This is a genomic window from Pseudomonas sp. MD195_PC81_125 (assembly GCF_014060985.1).
Classification (GTDB): domain Bacteria; phylum Pseudomonadota; class Gammaproteobacteria; order Pseudomonadales; family Pseudomonadaceae; genus Aquipseudomonas; species Aquipseudomonas parakoreensis.
Genome location: NZ_JABULD010000303.1, coordinates 1 through 935, shown reverse-complemented (window position 1 = coordinate 935; position 935 = coordinate 1). Strand labels below are relative to the sequence as shown.

Sequence of the window (935 nt, the reverse complement as noted above, 5' to 3'; positions counted from 1 at the left end):
CAGCTCCCACAGGATTTGTGCTGAAACAGAGGGTTCTGTCATACCCAAATCCATTGTGGGAGCTGGCTTGCCAGCGATGAGGCCAGAACAGGTTCCGCCGATTTAAGGCTTGGGCAGGGTGGCGACCATGGACGGTCGCTGACTCACTTCAAAGAACCAGTTGGCCAATTGCGGATTGGCGCTGCGCCAGTCCAGATCCGGATGACGCAGATCAAGGTAACCCAACGCACAGGCGACGCTGATGGCGGCCACGTCGAAATGGCTGGTCAGCTCGGCGATGGCGTCAGCTTCCAGATAGGCCAAGGCGCGGCGGATCTTCTCGCGCTGGGCCTCGAGCCATTCGTCCCAGTGCTTTTCCGGGGCGCGCAATACCAGTTCGTAACGCACCATCACCGAGGCATCCATGATTCCGTCGGCCAGCGAGGCCAGGGTCAGACGCCGCCACCGGGCCGCGCCGTCGCGGGGGATCAGCGGGTTGCCGACGTGCTGCTGGTCGAGGTATTCGAGGATTACGCGGCTGTCATGGATCACGCTGCCGTCGGCCAGACGCAGGGCCGGGATCTTGCCCAGCGGATTGTCGGCGTTGAGTGCAGCGTCCGGGCTGACCGGGCTGAGCACGCAATCTTGCAGAGCGACGCGATCCTGCTGGCCGGTCTCATGCAGCAGCACCATCACTTTGCGCACGAACGGGGAGAGCGTGTTGTGGAACAGGGTCATGCTGGGGGCGGACATGGGCAAACCTCGGTGGTCATCGAAGAACAGCAGGTTAGCCTAGCTACAACCACTGTGGCTGGCGAGGAATTGATGGTGTTCGTGAGATCGCCATCGCTGGCAAGCCAGCTCCCACAGTTTTTGCAGCGAACACAAATTTCAGATTCAGCATTAACCCCCCGTGGGAGCTGGCTTGCAGCGATGAGGCCATCACCGACAACACA

General features: G+C 61.1%; 1 protein-coding gene. It reads right to left on the bottom strand.

Translation table 11 applies throughout. The features are described 5' to 3' along the window. Positions 1 to 102 precede the first annotated feature (102 nt). On the bottom strand, positions 103 to 732 hold the full coding sequence (locus HT737_RS12910) for a glutathione S-transferase (RefSeq protein WP_047297052.1): 630 nt from the start codon (positions 730 to 732) through the stop codon (positions 103 to 105). Between the last annotated feature and the right edge of the window lie 203 nt (positions 733 to 935).

What these genes read in the sequence shown, in the direction of transcription:
- HT737_RS12910 (WP_047297052.1), bottom strand. Translation starts at nt 732, where the DNA reads ATGTCCGCCCCCAGCATGACCCTGTTCCACAACACGCTCTCCCCGTTC.